13 protein-coding genes are annotated in these 18,169 nt (G+C 64.2%); 11 read left to right on the plus strand and 2 right to left on the minus strand.

All coding sequences use genetic code 11. The features are described from left to right. The first annotated feature begins 7 nt into the window (after positions 1–7). From NBW56_RS09580 to NBW56_RS09590, 3 genes are all read left to right on the plus strand, one after another. Positions 8–2,341, plus strand: a complete 2,334-nt coding sequence (locus NBW56_RS09580; protein WP_250259031.1) for a heavy metal translocating P-type ATPase — start codon at positions 8–10, stop codon at positions 2,339–2,341. 61 nt (positions 2,342–2,402) lie between these two features. Then, complete coding sequence (locus NBW56_RS09585) at positions 2,403–3,068, plus strand: AIM24 family protein (protein WP_126848216.1); 666 nt, start codon at positions 2,403–2,405, stop codon at positions 3,066–3,068. A 256-nt stretch (positions 3,069–3,324) separates the two neighbouring features. Further along, the gene (locus NBW56_RS09590) at positions 3,325–4,776 is read left to right on the plus strand and encodes an FAD-dependent oxidoreductase (protein ID WP_250259033.1); all 1,452 of its coding nucleotides are present in this window, start codon (positions 3,325–3,327) and stop codon (positions 4,774–4,776) included. A 26-nt stretch (positions 4,777–4,802) separates the two neighbouring features. On the opposite strand, the gene NBW56_RS09595 is transcribed toward NBW56_RS09590, so the two are convergent. Next, entirely contained in the window at positions 4,803–6,014 is a 1,212-nt protein-coding gene (locus NBW56_RS09595; RefSeq protein ID WP_250259036.1) for a pyridoxal phosphate-dependent aminotransferase, read from the minus strand. Positions 6,015–6,225: 211 nt separating this feature from the next. Here NBW56_RS09595 and NBW56_RS09600 point away from each other — a divergent pair, with 211 nt between their 5' ends. Both NBW56_RS09600 and NBW56_RS09605 read left to right on the plus strand, forming a co-directional pair. Further along, the gene (locus NBW56_RS09600) at positions 6,226–8,544 is read left to right on the plus strand and encodes an alpha-galactosidase (RefSeq protein WP_250259038.1); all 2,319 of its coding nucleotides are present in this window, start codon (positions 6,226–6,228) and stop codon (positions 8,542–8,544) included. A 121-nt stretch (positions 8,545–8,665) separates the two neighbouring features. Then, positions 8,666–10,711, plus strand: coding sequence for a M3 family metallopeptidase (locus NBW56_RS09605; protein ID WP_250259040.1), 2,046 nt, complete (start codon positions 8,666–8,668; stop codon positions 10,709–10,711). Between the two features lie 3 nt (positions 10,712–10,714). On the opposite strand, the gene NBW56_RS09610 is transcribed toward NBW56_RS09605, so the two are convergent. After that, positions 10,715–11,323, minus strand: coding sequence for a DUF4126 domain-containing protein (locus NBW56_RS09610; RefSeq protein ID WP_239379305.1), 609 nt, complete (start codon positions 11,321–11,323; stop codon positions 10,715–10,717). Between the two features lie 112 nt (positions 11,324–11,435). On the opposite strand from NBW56_RS09610, the gene NBW56_RS09615 reads away from it, so the two are divergent. From NBW56_RS09615 to NBW56_RS09640, 6 genes are all read left to right on the plus strand, one after another. Then, complete coding sequence (locus tag NBW56_RS09615) at positions 11,436–12,083, plus strand: hypothetical protein (RefSeq protein WP_074298878.1); 648 nt, start codon at positions 11,436–11,438, stop codon at positions 12,081–12,083. 247 nt (positions 12,084–12,330) lie between these two features. Beyond that, positions 12,331–12,960, plus strand: a complete 630-nt coding sequence (locus NBW56_RS09620) for a DUF47 domain-containing protein (RefSeq protein ID WP_074298880.1) — start codon at positions 12,331–12,333, stop codon at positions 12,958–12,960. Beyond that, positions 12,960–14,027: an inorganic phosphate transporter gene (locus NBW56_RS09625; protein WP_065247185.1), complete on the plus strand. Its 1,068-nt coding sequence runs from the start codon at positions 12,960–12,962 to the stop codon at positions 14,025–14,027. Before NBW56_RS09620 ends, NBW56_RS09625 begins: the two co-directional genes overlap by 1 nt. A gap of 118 nt (positions 14,028–14,145) precedes the next feature. Further along, positions 14,146–14,991: a hypothetical protein gene (locus NBW56_RS09630; protein WP_250259042.1), complete on the plus strand. Its 846-nt coding sequence runs from the start codon at positions 14,146–14,148 to the stop codon at positions 14,989–14,991. Positions 14,992–15,029: 38 nt separating this feature from the next. Next, positions 15,030–16,670 (plus strand): phosphoglucomutase (alpha-D-glucose-1,6-bisphosphate-dependent), encoded by a 1,641-nt coding sequence (gene pgm, locus NBW56_RS09635; RefSeq protein ID WP_250259044.1) that lies wholly within the window; start codon positions 15,030–15,032, stop codon positions 16,668–16,670. Between the two features lie 229 nt (positions 16,671–16,899). Further along, positions 16,900–18,165 (plus strand): hypothetical protein, encoded by a 1,266-nt coding sequence (locus tag NBW56_RS09640; RefSeq protein WP_250259046.1) that lies wholly within the window; start codon positions 16,900–16,902, stop codon positions 18,163–18,165. The last annotated feature ends 4 nt before the right edge of the window (positions 18,166–18,169 follow it).

The following is an 18,169-nucleotide window of genomic DNA, read 5'->3' on the forward strand; positions in this document are numbered from 1 at the left end:
GGACCCCATGAGCAGCACTGAAACCCACACCGCACCGCGCACCGTCACCCTCGACGTCACCGGCATGACGTGCGCGAGCTGCGTCGCGCGCGTGGAGAAGAAGCTGCGGCGCGTGGGCGATGTCGACGCGGTCGTCAACCTCGCACTCGAACGCGCGAGCGTGCAGGTGAGCGACCCGTCGATCACCGATGCGCAGCTCGTCGAAGCCGTCGAAAAGGGCGGCTATGGGGCGCACGTGCGGGAGGCGGCAGCCGAAAGCACATCGATCCACGGCCCCGACACAAGCGCCGAGGAGCGCGCCGCGCGCGACAAGCGCGACACGCTAATCCGCATGGTCCTCGCAGCCATCCTCTCGGCGCCAATTTTCCTCATCTCAATGATTCCGGCGTTGCAGTTCCCCGGCTGGCAGTGGGCGATGCTCATTCTCGCGACGCCGGTCGTGTTCTACTGCGGCGCGCCCTTCCACCGTGCGACCTGGGTGAACATCAAGCACGGCGGCTTCACGATGGACACCCTCGTCACGATGGGAACGTTTGCCGCGTACCTGTGGTCGATCTGGGCGCTCCTCTTCGGCGGCGCAGGCGAAATCGGCATGACGATGGACATGAGCCTCGGCGCCGCTTTCAGCCGGAACCACCACGGTGCGCACGAAATCTACTTCGAATCGGCAGCGGTCATCACGACCCTCGTGCTCGCGGGGCGCTACGCGCAGGCCCGCGCCATCCACCAGTCGAGCGCAGCCATCCGTTCACTGCTTGACCTCGGCGCGAAGAATGCCACCATCGTGGAGCTTCAGTCCGACGGCAGCACCGCCGAAGTTGAGGTTCCCATCGGCGCGGTGCAGGTCGGCGATGTTTTCGTCGTGAGGCCCGGGGAGAAGGTCGCGACAGACGGCGTGGTCCTCGAGGGTACCTCCGCCATCGACCGCTCGATGCTCACGGGAGAAAGTATCCCCGAGGACGTCGCGCCCGGAAACGAGGTCACGGGCGCAACCGTCAACACCACGGGCCGGCTCCTTGTGCGTGCTACGCGCGTGGGCGCCGATACCGAGCTCGCCCACATCGCGAAAATGGTCGAGGATGCGCAAGCTTCCAAAGCTCCCGTGCAGCAGCTCGTTGACAAGGTCTCGAGCATCTTCGTACCCATCGTCATCGTGCTCGCAGTCCTCACGCTCGTGGTGTGGCTCGCACTCGGTGGCACCACGGAACAGGCGTTCACCGCGGCCGTCGCCGTTCTGATCATCGCGTGCCCGTGTGCGCTCGGCCTCGCAACCCCCACGGCCATCATGGTGGGCACGGGCCGTGGCGCCGAACTCGGTATCCTCATTCGCTCGGCAAGCACGCTCGAGAGCTCTCGCGACATCGCAACGATCGTTCTCGACAAGACCGGCACCCTCACGAGCGGTGCGATGCGTGTGCACTCCGTGACACCCGCCGAAGGCTGGAGCGAAGCAAACATCCGCGCGCTCGCGGGCGCCGCCGAATCCGGTTCGGAACACCCCATCGCGCGGGCCATCGTGGAAGCGGCCGGCGGCAGCAGCGATGCCCTCACACTCGAGGATGCGCGGGCTCACGTCGGCCGAGGCCTCACGGCGCACGTGAGCGGGTCGCTCGGGGGAATAACGGGGCCGTGGGAGGTGGAGATTACCGCGGCATCCGACGCTGGCCAGGCAAGCGTCGGAACCGAAAATCCCACCGTGCCCAGCCTGCCCGCCCCTCTCGCCGCTTCCCTCCGCGAAGCCGAGCAGGCAGGTCACACGACCTCCCTCGTGCGCGTCAACGGCGAGGTTGCGGGGCTCGTGCGCGTGAGCGACACCGTGAAGCCCGAAGCGACGAAGGTCGTTGAGGAGATTCGCGCGCTCGGCATCGAGCCCGTCATGGCGACCGGCGACAACCCTGCCGCGGCCGCGCACATTGCGCGCGAAGTCGGCATCGAGAAGGTTCACGCCTCGCTCACCCCCGCGGCAAAACTCGACCTCGTGAAGTCCCTTCGCGGCGAAGGCTCGAGCGTCGCGATGGTGGGCGATGGCATTAATGACACGGCAGCCCTCGCCGAAGCCGATCTTGGCTTCGCGATGGGCACCGGCACCGACGCCGCGATGAACTCGGGCGACATCGTGCTCACGGGCGGCGATATCGCACAGATTCCCACCGCGATCCGCCTCTCGCGGGCGAGCGTGCGCACGATCCGCTGGAACCTCTTCTGGGCATTCATCTACAACGTCATCGCGATCCCGCTCGCGATGCTCGGGCTTCTTGGCCCCGTGATCGCGGCCGCGGCGATGGCGTTTTCAAGCGTTTTCGTGGTGAGCAATTCGCTACGGCTCAAGCGGTTCCAATAACAATCGTTCTTTTCTCATGATCTCCAGGAAGATAGGAGCTAGCTCACTCTAGGGTGAAGCCATGAGATCTGAACTCTTTTCACCAGAACACCAGGAAGTCCAAACCAACGACCGCTGGGCCCTCCAGTCCAAGCGAATGCTGCGCTGCCGCCTCAATCCCGGCGCACCCGAGATCGTTTCCTCCTCCGGCGCGATGGTGGCCTACCAGGGCGAGATGAAATTCAAGTACCAGGGCTCAGGCGGCGGCATGAAGCTCGTCAAGAAGCTGGCCACAGGTGAGGGCGCCAACATGATGCGCACCACCGGCAACGGCGAAATCTTCTTCGCCAAAAATGGCTCGCAGATCTTCCTCATCCAGCTCGAAGGCGAAGCCCTCTCTCTCAACACCTCGAAAATGCTCGCTTTCGACTCGAGCATCGAGTGGGACATCAAGATGATCGGCGGCGGCCTCGGCGCGGGTCTCGTCGCGGGAGGTTTCACGAACCTGTTCCTCCAGGGGCACGGCATGGTCGCGATCACCTCGCACGGCGAGCCACTTCTGCTCGACTGCTCCCAGCAGCCCACGTACGTGGACCCGCAGGCCGTGGTGTGCTGGTCGGCGAACCTCCAGCCGCAAATCAAGAACGACTTCAACGCGGGCGCACTCATTGGCCGCGGTTCGGGCGAAGCTTTCCAGCTCGCTTTCCACGGCCCTGGCTTCGTGGTGGTGCAGCCGGCCGAGTACTAAACTCATTCCCCACTTACGAGGGTGGAGAAAAAGACCAAGAATGCCCCACATGAGGGGTGCGAGGTCGTTTTCTCCACCCTCAGCCATGTGCTCACAGCCAGGGTGGATGCCGGGTAGCCGGCTCGCCGCCCGCTACTCGTCTCTCCCTGCTCACACTCCCCTCGCCCGGTCCAACCTTTAACGCTAGGCTCGAGTATCGAAAAGCTGCGGCGCACTAGGCGCGCCGCACGCGTACCCGCCGAGCACAAGGACCTCCGTGAGCAGCACCTTCACTGACATCCCGTTCCGTATCGCCGTGATTGGTTCCGGCCCGGCCGGCGTGTATGCGGCGGAGACGTTCAACAAAACACCGCACGTCAAAAAGGGACGCCTGAAAATCGAGGTTGATATTTTCGACGCGCTCCCCACGCCGTTCGGCCTCATTCGCTACGGGGTCGCGCCCGACCACCCGCGCATTAAGGGCATCACCACTGCGCTCCACCGCATCCTCAACCGTCGCGACATGCGCTTCTTCGGCAACGTCGCCTTCGGGAAGGACCTGAGCCTCGAAGACCTGCGCGAGCGCTACGACGCGATCATCTTCGCCACCGGCGCACTCAAAGACGCCCAGCTCGACATCCCCGGGATCGACCTCGAAGGAAGTTACGGCGCTGCCGACTTCGTCGCGTGGTACGACTCAAACCCTGACTACCCGCGCGAGTGGAACCTCGACGCCGAATCCGTCGCGGTGATCGGCAACGGCAACGTTGCGCTCGACGTCTCACGTATGCTCGCCAAGAGTGCCGACGAGCTCCTTGCCACCGAGATCGCCGACAACGTCTACGAAGGGTTCGAGGCTTCGCGTATCACCGACGTGCACGTCTTTGGCCGCCGCGGCCCCGCCCAGGCGAAGTTCTCTCCGCTCGAAACGCGCGAGCTTGCCCACCCGAAAGGCGTGCAGGTCATCCTCGACGAGCGCGATTTCGCGCAGATCAGCGACGAGGAATGGGAGCGCATCCGCGCCGACAAGCGCATCGATCAGGTCGTGAGCACATTCGAGGGCTGGCTCGAGGAGCAGAAGGAACGCGAGGAGAGCGGCGCTGAGCCCACCGACCGCGACGGTGGCGAGGTCAAGCGTCGGCTCCACCTTCATTTCTGGCACCGTCCCGTGGAGGTGCTCGGTGAGGATGGCCGTGTGACCGGCATGAGGTTTGAGCGCACGCGCCTCGCGGAGGATGGCTCGCTCGAGGGCACGGGCGAGATGGTCGAGTACGACATTCAGCAGGTCTACCGCGCCGTCGGCTATTTCGGCTCGGAGTTGCCCGGGGTTCCCTACGACCCGGTGCGCGGCGTGATCCACAACGACGAAGGCCGCGTCACGACCGCCGAGGGCGAGGTCGTGCCCGCATGCTACGCAAATGGTTGGATCAAGCGCGGCCCCGTGGGCCTCATCGGTGCCACGAAATCCGACGCGATCGAAACCGTGACCCACATGATCGAGGACATCGAGGGCGGCGTGCTCGAACCGTGCCCGGACCGCGACCCCAACTCCATCGTGCGCCTTCTCAACGAGCGCGGCATCCGCTATGTCGACTGGGACGGGTGGATGCGCCTGCACGAGCACGAAATTCAGGAGGGGGCGAAGCGGCAGGATTCCGACGGCAGCCCCCGACCGTCGCTCAAGGAGATCGACCGCGAGCAGATGATTCGGATCGCACGAGGCGAATAACCCGCCGCCGGGTTCTTGCGGCGCACCTAGCGGCGGATTCCCTCGAGGTAGTCGGCGATACGGTCGATCGCGTTCTCGAGCACGTCCACGTCCGGCAGGGTCACGACGCGGAAGTGGTCGTGCGTGGGGATGTTAAATCCCGTGCCTTTCGTGATGAGGATCTTCTGCTGCCGAAGTAGACCAAGGGCAAACTGCTCGTCGTCCTCAATTTTGTACATGTCGAGGTCGAGCTTCGGGAACATGTATAGGGCGCCCTTGGCTTTATTCACGCTCACGCCGGGGATCCGTGCGAGGGATTCGTAGGCGACGTCGCGCTGCTCGCGCAGGCGCCCGCCCGGCGCGACGAGATCGTTGATCGTTTGGTAGCCGCCGAGCGCCGTGGGGATCACGTGCTGCGCGGGGGCGTTGGCGCAAAGGCGCATGTTCGAGAGCATGTCGAGCCCCTCGATGAAGCCTCGTGCGTGGTCTTTCGGTCCGTACAGCACCATCCAGCCCGCGCGGAAACCCGCGACGCGGTAGGCCTTGGAGAGGCCGTTGTAGGTGATCGTGAAGAGGTCGGGGGCGAGTGAGGCGATCGAAGTGTGGGTCGCGTCGTCGTAGAGGATCTTGTCGTAGATCTCGTCGGCGAGGATCATGAGCCCGTGCTTACGGGCGATGTCCACGATCCCCTGAAGGTTCTCTTTCGTGTACACCGCACCCGTGGGGTTATTCGGGTTGATCACGACGATGGCCTTCGTGCGCGGCGTGACCTTATCGGCAATGTCGGTAAGGTCGGGAAGCCACTCGTCGTCTTCATCGAGGCGGTAGTGCACGGGGGTGCCACCCGCGAGGGTGACGCATGCCGTCCACAGCGGGTAGTCGGGCATCGGGATGAGCACCTCGTCGCCGTCGTTCACGAGGGCCTGCGCGGTGAGCTGGATCAGCTCGCTCACGCCATTGCCGAGGTAGATGTCATCGAGCCTCAGCCCCGGAAGGCCCCGGGTTTGGTAGTGCTGGGCGACGGCGCGGCGGGCCGCAACGATGCCTTTGGAGTCGGTGTAGCCCTGGGAGACGTGCGCCTGGCGGATGAAGTCCACGAGGATTTCGTCGGGCGTGTCGAAGCCGAATGGTGCGGGGTTGCCGATGTTGAGCTTGAGGATGCGGTGCCCCTCGTTCTCCATGCGCGCGGCTTCGTCGAGAACCGGCCCGCGGATGTCGTAGAGGACGTTCTGAAGCTTGGCCGCCTGCGTGAATTCCATGGGCCGAGTGTAGCGCCTCCCCGGCCTTCGCGGTCGACGTGAGAAGGCCTTGGCACTCACGGTGGAGAAAACGGGCCGCTCATATCCGAGTCCGCCGCCTTACTTCGTTTCTCTCCCCCTTGAAGGAGAAGGTGGACGCTAATTTATTTTGGTGCAAAAATAAGTGGGTCACGGACGACCCCGAGCCCACACGAGCACAAAGGACTCCCTCATGTCTCTCGCCCGCACCGCCCACTCCCCCGCTGCCTCGCGCTCCTTCCGCGCGTTCCGCAACTGTGAAAACCGCGCCCTCGAAACCGAAAGCGCCCTCTACCTGAGCCGCGCGGGAGTCGGCATCGTCCTCGACCTCACCGAGGGGCGCATGCCCGCCGTCGCCTACTGGGGCTCCGACCTCGGCGAGCTCTCGAGCGACGAGCTGGACCTCATCCTCGAGGCCGCCACGGTCGCCCCCAACCAAAATGCCCTCGACATTCCACCCCGCACTGGCCTTCTTCCCCAGGAGGCCGACGGCTGGCTCGGCGAGCCAGGTCTCCTCGGCGGGCGCGATAACGGCGCCGGCTTCGCCCCACGGCTTGGCCTAACGGCACACACGCTCGAGCAGAACGCGTCCGACGGTTCCGGCGAAAAAGACTCTCTTACTCTCACGCTCGAAGACGCCACGCTCGGCCTCGAAGTCACGCTCACCCTCGAGCTTCTGAATTCGGGCCTCGTGCGCATGCACGGCACACTCACGAATCGAGGAGAGGGACACTATCGTCTGCAATCGTTCACGATGGCGCTCCCGGTGCCGTCGGAAGCAAACGAGATCCTTGACTTTGCCGGCCGCTGGACCCGCGAGCGCGAACCCCAGCGCCTGCCGGTGCGCGTAGGCCAGCACCTGCGCGAGAATCGCCGTGGGCGCACGGGTGCCGATTCGGCGTTCCTCATGCATGTGGGCGAGCGCGGGTTCACCTATTCCTCGGGCGAGGTATGGGCGCTACACACGGGTTTCTCCGGCCAACACCGACACCTCGTTGAGCGCACGAGCGCGGGCGAAACGATCCTCGCGGGCGGCGAAGGACTTTTCGCGGGCGAGGTCGTTCTCGCCGAGAACGAAAGCTATGAATCGCCGTTCGTGTACGCGAGTCACGGCGTGGGCCTCGACGAGGTCGCGCAGCGCTTCCACGCGTGGCTGCGCTCACGCGAGAACCACGTGGATACGCAGCGCCCCGTGACGCTCAATGTGTGGGAGGCCGTGTATTTCGATCACGATCTCGAGCGGCTCAAGGACCTCGCGGATCGTGCTGCCGAACTCGGTGTTGAGCGATACGTTCTCGACGATGGCTGGTTCGGCGATCGCCGCGATGACTACGCGGGCCTCGGCGATTGGGTCGTGAGCGAGGACGTGTGGCCGAATGGCCTCACGCCACTCATCGAGCATGTCAAGGACCTCGGCATGCAGTTTGGTCTGTGGTTCGAGCCCGAGATGGTGAATGAGGATTCGAACGTGGCGCGCGAGCATCCCGAGTGGATCATGGGCACCACGATGGAGCGTTTGCCCGAGCAGTCGCGCCACCAGCAGGTTCTCAATCTCGCGATTCCCGAGGCGTATGCGCACGTGCGCGATCAGATGGTCGAGGTTCTCGAGAACAACGACATCGACTACATCAAGTGGGATCACAATCGTGACCTCATCGAGGCAGGCTTCCGCGAGACCGGTCAGCCGGCGACTCACGCGCAAACCCTTGCCGCGTACCGCCTCTTCGACGAGCTCAAGGAGCGCTTCCCGGGCCTCGAAATCGAATCGTGTTCTTCGGGCGGCGCACGTGTGGACCTCGGTGTTCTCGAGCGCACGGATCGAGTGTGGGTATCGGACTGCATCGACCCGCTCGAGCGGCAATTGATGAACCGCTGGACGAATCAGCTCATCCCTCTTGAACTCATGGGCTCGCACGTGGCTTCCGGTGCCTCGCACACAACGGGCCGCCTCCACTCGATCGGCTACCGCGCCGCAACAGCCCTGTTCGGCCACCTCGGCATCGAATGGGATTTGCGCCTCGCAACCGCGGAGGAAATGGCGGAGCTACGCGAGTGGGTGCAGCTCTACAAGGACGTGCGCGAACTTCTCTTCACGGGCGATCGAGTGCGCGTGGACCTCGGAGACGACTCGGTTGCGCTTCACGGGGTCGTGGCGTCCGACGCTTCCCGGGCACTCTTCTCGTTCACCGCACTTTCGAGGAGCGACGCCAACCAGACGGGTCGCCTCTATTTCCCGGGACTCGACGACGAGGCGCGGTACAAGCTCGAGGTTCTCATGCCGGGAGCGAAGCCCTCGGGCTACGTGCCCTCGCCCGTCATCAGCAACGCTTCGGGCTTCCTCGCACCAACGCCAGGCAATGCGCGCGAGTACGAGCGCCTCAACGCCGAGCTTCACGAGCGTGGGATCACCGACCAGGTGCTGAGCGGTAGGGCGTGGGCAAGCGTCGGAATCACCACCCCGATCCTGAACCCCGAAAACACCGTGATTTTCCAGCTCACGCGCGTGAACTGACCCCGCAAGACCGCGCGTTCCAGGTCCGTCCCCCCGGGTTTTATCCGGCGGGGCGGACGTCAGGCGTTTTGGACTCTGGTACACCGGTGCGCACGGGATCGGCGTTCGGTACGGTTGCCGCATGAGTGAAGAAGTAACAGTGACGTCAAATCCGCTCCTTGAGGCCTCAGCCCTCCCCTACAACCTTCCCGACTTCGCCGCGATCCGCGACGAGCACTACCTGCCCGCGATCGAGCGCGGCATTCGTGAAGCACGCGAGGCCTACGCCTCGATTGCGAATGACACCTCGGAACCAACCTTCGAGAATGTCGTGGCCGTGCTTGACCAACCGAGCCGCACCCTGAACCGTGCCGCGACCGTGTTTTACAACGTCGCGAGCGCTGATGGCACCGAGCCTTTGCTTGAAATCGAGTCGAAGGTTTCCGAGCTGCTCACCGAGCTCGACAACGAGCTCCACCTCAACCCGCAGATTTTCGAGCGCCTCAATGCGGTGTACGAGAATCGCGATTCAGCCGGGCTCGATGCCGAGCAGGTGCGCCTCACCGAGAAGTTCCACCAGCGCTTCACACTCGCGGGCGCGGCCCTGAGCGAGGAGCAGCGCGAGGATCTCGCAAAACTCAACCTCAAGATCTCGAAGGCGCAAACGGAATTCAGCCAGCAGATCACGCGCGACATGAACGCCGCAGCCCTCCACCTCACGAACGAGGACGATCTCGCGGGTTTGAGCGACGATTCCAAGGCCGCCGCCGCCCGGGCCGCGAAGGAAGCCGGCCGCGAGGGGTGGCTGCTCACCTTCATCCTCCCCACGAACCAGCCGGCGCTCAGCTCACTCACGAACCGCGAGGTTCGCAAGCGCTTGTACGAGGCGAGCACCGAACGCGGCGATCGCACGTGGCAGATGGCCGCCGAAATCGCTGCTCTGCGCGCCCGCAAGGCGGCGATGCTCGGCTTCGAGGATTTCGCCTCGCTCGCCGTTGCCGATCGCACGGCCCGCACCCCCGCCGCGGTCGATGAGCTGTTCGCCAAAACCAGCGAGCCCGCCATGACGAACGCCGACCGCGAAGCTGAAAAAATCGCGGCCCGCGCGAAGCGCGACGGCATCGACACTCTCGAGCCGTGGGACTGGGCCTTCTACAGCGACAAGGTCAAGGCCGAGGAGTTCAGCGTGGACACCGCGGCTCTGCGCCCCTACTTCGCGCTTGATCGCGTGGTCGAGGACGGCGTGTTCTATGCCGCTGAGAAGCTCTATGGCATCACCTTTAAGCGCCGCGAGGATCTCGTGGGCTACCACCCCGAGGTCAAAGTGTGGGAGGTCTTTGACGCGAACGGTGAAGGCCTCGGCCTTTTCCTCGGCGACTACTTCACGCGCGACACGAAGCGCGGCGGCGCATGGATGAACAACATCGTCGATCAGTCGCTCGCGGAGGGCACGAAGCCGGTCGTGGTCAACAACCTCAATATCAGCGCTCCCGCCGATGGCGATGTCGCGCTCGTCTCGCTCGACGAGGTGAGCACTCTCTTCCACGAGTTCGGTCACGCTCTCCACGGCCTCTTCTCGAATGTCACGTACGAAACCCTCTCGGGTCTCAGCGTCGAACGCGACATCGTCGAGTACCCGAGCCAGGTCAACGAGATGTGGATGTTCCACCCGGAGATCCTGCCGAACTACGCGAAGCACGTTGAGACCGGTGAGGTCGTTCCGCAAAAACTCATCGATGCCGTGACCGCCTCGCAGCAGTGGGGCGAAGGCTTCGGCACCGTCGAGTACCTGCGGGCGGCAGCCCTCGACTGGGCGTGGCACCGCCTCCCCGCCTCTCTCGAGGCCGAGCCGATCGAGGATCCGGTCGTGTTCGAGCAGGCCTCGCTCGAAGACGCGGGACTCATGCACCCGCTCGTCGAGTCGCGCTACCGCACGAGCTATCTCAACCACACGTTCTCGGGTGGGTACGCGGCCGGCTACTACTCCTACCTGTGGGCCGAGGTCTTCGATGCCGACACGGTTGCGTGGTACGAGGAGAACGGCGGGCTGACGCGCGAAAACGGCGACAAGTTCCGCACACACGTGCTCTCGATCGGCGCAACGCGCCCGATCCCCGAGGCGTTCAAGGAGATGACGGGCCGCGAGGCACGCTACGAGCCGCTCCTCAAGCGACGCGGCCTCATCTAGTCCTTACTTCAATGGTGGGGCGGTGCCTTCGGGTACCGCCCCATTTTGCACGTCCCGCCGCGCGCGCCACTTTCGCACGAACCGCACGAGCACAACGATCGCCACGATCGCCGCAATCAAAATCAGCACTGCGGCGATACCCGCAAGGATCGGAAGCAGCACCGCGAGAATCGCGAGGACCACCGCGACGACGTCCTCAATCACGCTCACGAGCACATTTGAGACCGGCTCGGGCGAAACATTGACCGCCGCGCGGGTTGCGGCCTTCGCCCCGTGCGTGCCGAGTGCTGCGCCCGTGCCCACGATGGCGTAAATCACCGCCGTCGTCGTGTCCGTTTCGCCGCCGAGCAGGAAACCGATCGCGCCACCGGCCACGGGGCGCACAAACGTGTTAATGCCGTCCCACACCGAGTCCAGGAACTGGACTTTATCCGCGAGAAAATCAACGATCACGAGGACCGCGGTAATCACGAGCACGTCGGTGCGCTGCATGACCTGCGGAATCTCTTGAATTTCGAGAAGTCGCCCCGAAAGACCGAGCACGAACAGCATGAGGTACGGCCTCACGCCGCTCACGACACCCGAACTCAAGGTCATCATGAAAGCATCCACGGCGGTCTCCTTTGGGTGAGGGCGGGAAAACTGAAAGGCCGACGCTTGCCGGGCAACCGTCGGAACTACCGTACCCAAAGGCACTCGAGCCGTCACGAGTAGGGTTGTCAACATGGCACAGTTCAGGCGTCCAGCATCACTTTCTCCCCAGCGTCAAGAAGCGATTGAGGGAGGTGTCGATCCCGCTCTCAAGAATGAGGCGGCGCACGAGAGTGCCGCGGCGCTCCTTCGCGAGACGCGCGAGAATGCGCGACCCGAGGTTGTTGAGCGGGTGCTCAGACTCGTGGAACGCGAAGGGCTCGAGGACCTCGCGGCGCTGTGGTCGGGCGCGGAAGCAGCATCGCTTCCCGGTGCCCTGTGGCGGCTGTATGTGCTTCATACGTGGGTTCAGCGCGATACCGACGAGGTGCGGCGGCTCTTCGAACTCGGCCGCTCCACGGCGCCGGGGCTCACCTATCTCGTGGGCTTTAGCGACCCACCCACGATCGATTCGATGCGCGTGACACTCGATGCGATTCTCTCGGGCGCATTCACGGGCGATCTTTCGGTGGCGCTCTCGCGCGCGGGAGCCGTCGCGATGCTCGCCGCTTACGGCTCTGCCCACGCCGCTGACTCCCCTGAGGCTCGCGCGGAGCTCGCCACGACCCTTGGAAAACCCGCCACTCCCGAAGAGCTCACGGCGCGCGCCGAACGACTTCTCCGCACGGGCGAAGCACTCAGCGAGGCCGCCACCTCGGCCGCGGCGGGCACTCTCGCCTAACCACGAAGACCTGCGGATGCTGTTGATTTACTCACCCACCTGCGAGCTTGAAGCGCACACGCCGCGCACTGCTAGGCTTGAACGCGCGCCGGGCCGCGGTGGCCCCGGGCTCCAACATTTGCCGCTACGAGCGGCCTTCGCGCCGACAGGCGCCCCCGGTCCGGCGCCTCACTCTTCTTTTCTGCGCGTGAGATGATCGACGCTCCGCACGCCCGATTTGGTTACTTTCGGGCGGTACCCTGAGCGCATGCCGCTGTTTTCCCTACCTCGCGAAAAGTCCGTGTATCACATCTTCACGGACCTCGCGCAGTGCGTGCAGGCAAGCTCCGAGACCCTCGCGGAAGCTCTCGCGCTTGAGGGCCAGGCGCGACAAGCGGCGTTCGAGCGCCTCCAGGCGCACGCCATCGATGCCGCCGAACTCAATCACAGGATCGCGAACAGGCTCTCCACTAGCCTCATCACTCCGTTTCAGGCCGATGCCCTTCACGGTGTCGCCTCCGCCATGAAACTTTGCGTCACTGAAATGGAGCGCACGGCCGACCTCACCGTGCGGCTCAACCTCGGCATGCTCCCCAATCGCCTTCTCGAGATCCTCTCGGTCATCGAGCGCGCCGCGGAACTCGTGGTGCAGTGCGCGTGGAAACTCGAGAACCCGAAGCAGCTCTCGGCATTTGATGAGGACATGCGACGCCTCGCGACCCACGCCTCTGAGCATTCCCGCACGGCGATTGCCGAGCTGTGGGAGAACTACACGCAGCCGTCTGACTTCCCCGTTGCGGCCCGCACACGAGAGGTGATCGGTGCGCTTGAGTGTGTGCAGCTTGCTTTCCAGAACCTTTCGCGCTGCGTCGATCTGCTGCGCGTCAAGGACATCTGATGCTCGCGTGGAGCATCGTTGCTCTCGCGGTCGTGTGGGCCTTCGCGAACGGCGCCCAGGACGCCCCGAACGCGGTGACGACGACGATCGTCACACGCGTTCTCCCCGAGCGACTCGCCCTCACCTACGCGGCCATCATGAATGGTGCGGGCGCAATGTTCGGCCTCGTGAGCATGGTGTTTTTACATTTCTCACTCGTGCGGGTTGTGGGCGTTCCCGAGGCACTCCTTTCTGAACCTCGCGCCCTTGGCCTCGCGCTCGTGTGCGGCCTATCGACCGCGATCGCATGCCTATTCATAGGCTGGTGGCGGGGCGTTCCCCTCTCAGGTTGGGTGACGACGCTCGCGGCCTTCGCGGGGGCGTTCACTGGTGCCCTCGGCGACATACGCCAGCTTGGCGACATCGCTGTGCTGTTTCTCCTCGTCCTCATCGGCCCCCTCCTCGGCTTTGCCCTCAGCTTCGCTCTCACCCGGGCCGTAAGCCGCTCACAAGCCAAGCGCCGCCTCACAACCGAGACGGTGCGATGGACGCAGACCCTCACCGCGGGGCTCGTGGCCTTCGGGCATGGGCTTAGCAATATCCGCCTCCCGCTCGGGATCGTAGTTGTCGCGCTCGCAGCCCTCGGTGGGTCGGGCACGCGCGTTTCGCAGCTGCACGGATTGGAGTCCGACGGTCCCCTCGGCCACCTTCTTTCCGCGCATGCGGGAATGTCCACCCTGCCACTATGGATTGCGTTGCTTCTTGCGGGAGCGATGGCGCTCGGGACTTTCGTGGGGGGCCGCGAGATCGTGCGCACTCTTGGCCGGCGCCTCACCGACCTCACGGTGAGCCAGGGCCTAGCTGCGGAAACATCAACCGCGGTGCTCCTGTATGGCGCGAGTGTGTGGCTCGGCTTCCCCGTCTCGTCGTCGTTCACGATCGTCGGTTCAATCGTCGGCTCCTCCCTCGCGGTATCGAGGAAGTCGGTCGCGTGGAATCTGCTCGGGCGCATCGCCCTGTGGTGGGTGCTCACGCCGCTCGCGTGTGCGGGGATCGCGTGGGGTGCCGTTCTTCTTGTGCTCCCCTAGAGATCGGCGCGTGGAAACGGTACGCATTTTCACGCGGGCCTCAAGGGCAACCTTGTAGGCTTGGCGTGCAGAGCGTCACGCCCGTGATCGCGGTCCCCGAACTTTTATGGAGGCACACGTGTCCGATTCCTTCAACGGCAACGATCGCCCGCGCCCTACCTACGGCCAAAGCGCCAACGAAGCCCCCGGCCAGTACTCGCCTTATGGCCAGCCGAGCGCCCCTGAGGCAGCGGGTTCGAACCAGTATCAGGGCTCGCCGCAGTACTCGCAGGGCCAGCAATACCAGCAGCAGAATCAGCAGTACTCGCAGCCCCAGTACGCGCCCCAGGGCCAGCAGGGCGCTTTTGGCAACTACGGCACGCCGTACAACTACGGTGGCGCAGCGGTGAAGCCCAAGCAAAAGCCCATCGGCATCATCCTCACGCTCATTGGCGTGGTGCTCATGATCATTGCCGCGATTCTGTTCGGCATCGCCGCATGGCGCACCGGTGCCGGTTTCGTGGACGAGATGGGTGGTCTCGAAAACCTCGATAAGACCAACAGCAAGTTCGAGAGTGGCAAAGCCACGTATGACTTTGAGGTCGACGGCTTCGAGGTTCTGGCCCTCTACATCCCGGAAGCCGATAAAGACAACGCCACCTGTAAGGCCGTCCTCGAAGATGGCACTGAACTCAAAGCTCAGACAGATGCGTCGGATAGCAACTCCCTCGACATCAACGGCCAAAAGTACGTGCCGTACAAGGACTCGTTCCTCGCTAACAATGTCAGTGGCAAGGGCACGCTCACGTGCGAGAACGTCAGCGCCGCCGTCTCCGTCATCGGCCCGATCAACCCGATCAACATGGTTGGTGGCGGCATCGGCTGGGGTCTTGCCTCGCTCGTGTGCGGCCTCCTCGGCGGCTTCCTGTTCTTCGTGGGTGTGATCGTGATGATCGTCCGCGCAATCGGCCGCAGCAGGAACTAAAAGCGCCCGCGAGGGCACGAAGGATTGAGGAGTTTTCCATGGTTCACGAACGGGCGGGGAAGCTCCCGCTTCCTTCCGATTTGATCGACCCGTCCAAGGTCATCGACGCCTATTATTCGCTGCACCCTGATCCCGAGAACCCGGATCAGGCGGTGAGCTTCGGGACCTCGGGGCACCGCGGTAGCTCGCTCGATATGGCGTTCAACGAGGGCCATATTGCGGCCACAACGCAGGCAATCGTGGAGTATCGCGCGGGGCAGGGCATTCGTGGCCCGCTCTTCATGGGGCGCGATACGCACGTGCTGAGCAAGCCCGCCTTCGACACGGCTCTCGAGGTGCTCGTGGGCAACGGCGTTGCCGTCCTCATCGATTCGGGCGATGGGTACACTCCCACGCCCGCGGTCTCGCACGCGATCCTCGTCCACAATCGCGGCAAGGGCGCGAGCGATGATTCGCGTGCCGACGGCATTGTTGTCACGCCAAGCCACAACCCCCCGCGCGATGGCGGCTTCAAGTACAACCCCCCTCACGGCGGGCCTGCCGATACCGATGCGACCTCCTGGATCGCGAATCGTGCGAACGAGATCCTTGCTGGCGGGCTTCGCGAGGTGCGCCGCGTCAGCACCGCGAAAGCGGTCGAGGGCGCCGGGCGCTACGACTTCACGAAAACTTACGTCGAGGATCTTCCTTCCGTTATCAATATGGAGGCGATCGCGAAAGCCGGCGTGAAGATTGGCGCCGATCCTCTCGGCGGCGCCGCCGTCGAGTATTGGGGGCGCATCGCCGAGCGCCACGGACTCGACCTCACTGTCGTCAACCCCGAGGTTGATCCGACCTTCTCGTTCATGACTCTCGACGCCGACGGCATCATCCGCATGGACTGCTCGAGCCCGTGGGCGATGGCATCGGTTCTCGAGCAGCGCGAAAAGTTTGATATCGCCACGGGTAACGATACGGATTCAGATCGCCACGGCATCGTCACGCCACAGGGCGGTCTCATGAATCCCAACCACTACCTCGCGGTTGCCATCACCTACCTGTTCAATCACCGCCCCGAATGGCCGAGCAACGCCAAGATCGGTAAGACCCTCGTGTCGAGCTCACTCATCGACCGCGTCGGCGCAAAGATTGGCCGAGACGTTCTCGAAGTCCCCGTGGGCTTCAAGTGGTTCGTGCCAGGTCTCCTCGATTCTTCGGTGGGATTCGGCGGGGAGGAAAGCGCGGGAGCATCGTTCCTGCGCATGAACGGCGATGTGTGGACGACGGACAAGGACGGCATCATTCTCGCGCTGCTCGCGTCAGAAATCACCGCGGTCACGGGGAAGAATCCCCACGAGCATCTCGAGGATCTCGTTGGCGAGTTTGGGGCGAGTGCGTATGCGCGCATTTCCGCTCCCGCGGATCGCGAGGCCAAGGCGAAGCTCAAGAACCTCTCCCCCGAGTCCGTGACGGCCACGAGCGTTGCGGGTGAAGAAATCACGGCGATCATGACGAACGCCCCTTCGGGTGATCCGATCGGCGGCCTCAAGGTCACGACTAAGAACGCATGGTTCGCGGCGCGCCCTTCGGGGACCGAGGACATCTACAAGATCTACGCCGAATCGTTCAAGGGCGAAGATCACCTTACGAGCGTCCAGGCAGCCGCCAAGGATGTCGTAGATGCAGCCCTGAGCAAATAATCGCTGTTCACAGCCGCTTTCAACGCATCATCGGGGGTGTCCGCGCGAACGGATACCCCCGATTTCCTCTCCTGTCGGTGACGATTTGTGCACTAAACGGTACTGTTTTTATTACAAAACGATAACTGAGGTGACAGGCACGCTTACCCGCGCGTAGTCTTGACCCGTCGCGCCTTATCACTTTAAGAAAAATAGGCTTCTATAAATTTTCTTGGCCTCGGGAGACTGCATGTTCACTTCACACCCCGGCGTGCGCCATGCGGCGCATCACACGCCGGCACGCAGTCTGCCCTCACGACATCGCCCGCTCGCCAAACGCATTGGCGCCATCGCGCTCGCCTTCTCGATCCTTGGCGTGCCGGCGGCGCCTCTTGCTTTTGCCGCCGAAGAATCTACGCCGGCATTGCCCCAGGTCGCCGCAGCGCAGCCTGCGAACGACTCCCCGATCGAGGCCCATGAACCGTCGGCCCCAGAGACCCCCGATTGCGTGGTTCCCGGCGAGGAGTATTTCTTCATCGCGGGTTTCCGCTGGGTCAAGTGGTGGATCGAGCACCCGGGCGAAGAGCCGTGCCTCGGGGATCGGCCTGCCCCCGAACCTGACCCCACCGAGGAACCGGCACCCGAACCGGACCCCACCGAGGAACCGGCACCCGAACCGGAGCCCACCCTCGAGCCTGACCCCACCGTCGAACCCTCGCATGAGCCGCCGCCCACACCCGAACCTTCACCGGAACCCACGAACGAGCCGGCACCAGAGCCTACGGAAGAGCCCGAGCCGGCACCCGAACCTTCACCGGAGCCCGAGCCGGCACCCGAACCTTCACCGGAGCCCGAGCCGGCACCTGAACCTGCGCCCGAACCCGAACCAGCCCCCACGCCGTCTGAAGCACCACAACCCGCCCCTTCAGATGAGCCTTCACCCGAGGCCCCAGGCTCAGGCCCCATTCTCACCATCGGTGAGGGCGATTCACCGATTCCCGCAAAACCGGCCGCTGCCCCCGCACCTGAAAAGCGCCTCGAAACCCCGGAGCCAGAGCCGGAAGCGGAACCAGAGCCGGAAGCGGAGCCTTCGCGCGAAGCCCAGCCCTCACCCCAGGTAGAGCCCACGCCGGAGGCTCAGGCCGAGCCCGAACCCGAAGATGCCCCCCTTCCCCCCGTTCCCACTCCTGAAGCCGATCCCCTGGTGAACCCGGAGAATGACATCACCGACATTCCCGCACTCACCGTTCCTCAAGAAGAGCCGCAGACCGCTCCCCCGGGCGTTCGCCTGAACCCCACCGAGGCCCCCACGGATGGCTCAACACCTCCCGCGAATGAGATTCGCGGTGAAGAGGACGAGGAAAAGGTCGACACCATCCTTTCGGTGTGGACCAATCCCGATGGAAGTGCGCTCGGCACACTCAAAACCATCCTCGCGACTACGGTCGCGGTAGGCGTCGGTGTCGCCGGAGGTCTCGGTGCCCTGACGCTCAGGGCACGCGCGAAGAAGCCGTAAGCCG

Origin of the sequence: Dermabacter sp. Marseille-Q3180, assembly GCF_940792985.1 — a bacterium.
Lineage (GTDB): Bacteria > Actinomycetota > Actinomycetes > Actinomycetales > Dermabacteraceae > Dermabacter > Dermabacter vaginalis.

Coding starts and splice junctions, on each gene's coding strand:
- NBW56_RS09640 (WP_250259046.1), top strand. CDS start 16,900: ATGTTCACTTCACACCCCGGCGTGCGCCATGCGGCGCATCACACGCCG.
- NBW56_RS09600 (WP_250259038.1), top strand. CDS start 6,226: ATGTCTCTCGCCCGCACCGCCCACTCCCCCGCTGCCTCGCGCTCCTTC.
- NBW56_RS09595 (WP_250259036.1), bottom strand. CDS start 6,014: ATGGAATTCACGCAGGCGGCCAAGCTTCAGAACGTCCTCTACGACATC.
- NBW56_RS09620 (WP_074298880.1), top strand. CDS start 12,331: ATGCCGCTGTTTTCCCTACCTCGCGAAAAGTCCGTGTATCACATCTTC.
- NBW56_RS09580 (WP_250259031.1), top strand. CDS start 8: ATGAGCAGCACTGAAACCCACACCGCACCGCGCACCGTCACCCTCGAC.
- pgm (WP_250259044.1), top strand. CDS start 15,030: ATGGTTCACGAACGGGCGGGGAAGCTCCCGCTTCCTTCCGATTTGATC.
- NBW56_RS09615 (WP_074298878.1), top strand. CDS start 11,436: ATGGCACAGTTCAGGCGTCCAGCATCACTTTCTCCCCAGCGTCAAGAA.
- NBW56_RS09625 (WP_065247185.1), top strand. CDS start 12,960: ATGCTCGCGTGGAGCATCGTTGCTCTCGCGGTCGTGTGGGCCTTCGCG.
- NBW56_RS09585 (WP_126848216.1), top strand. CDS start 2,403: ATGAGATCTGAACTCTTTTCACCAGAACACCAGGAAGTCCAAACCAAC.
- NBW56_RS09605 (WP_250259040.1), top strand. CDS start 8,666: ATGAGTGAAGAAGTAACAGTGACGTCAAATCCGCTCCTTGAGGCCTCA.